1 protein-coding gene is annotated in these 414 nt (G+C 63.8%); it reads right to left on the bottom strand.

Translation table 11 applies throughout. The features are described 5' to 3' along the window. On the bottom strand, positions 1–414 hold a 414-nt coding region (locus tag BG57_RS31035), incomplete at both ends, for an ATP dependent DNA ligase (protein ID WP_035971180.1).

Raw genomic sequence — 414 nt, 5'->3', positions numbered from 1 at the left:
CGCGCAGCGCATGAAAGACCGGATGGCGGACCTCGCCGTTGGGCGTCCATTCTAGAAAGGCGACCTCCGCCACGATGTCAGGCCTGAGCCAATGAAACTCGCGATCACGCTCAGGTTCCGGCGCGTTATAAAAGGCGGGAGCTGCCAGCCGCAAAGCCTGCGCGCGCTTGCTGAAAGCAGCACTTCGCGCGGGCGTGAGGTGTGGCGCAACGTGGCCGGCATATCGCAGGGTGCCATCTGGCTCGTAGACGCCCAGCAACAAGGAGCGCACGCCTGACTTCGCGCCCTTGATCCGCGAAAACCCGCCGACCACGAACTCTTGCCGGAGGTTGCACATGAGCTTGATCCAGTCGGTTGAGCGTCCGGACCGGTATGGTGCGTCGGCCCGCTTGCCGATGATGCCTTCGAGCTGCA

The organism is Caballeronia grimmiae (assembly GCF_000698555.1).
In the GTDB taxonomy this organism is placed as follows: Bacteria; Pseudomonadota; Gammaproteobacteria; order Burkholderiales; family Burkholderiaceae; genus Caballeronia; species Caballeronia grimmiae.
This window is presented reverse-complemented; position numbering and strand designations above follow the sequence as displayed.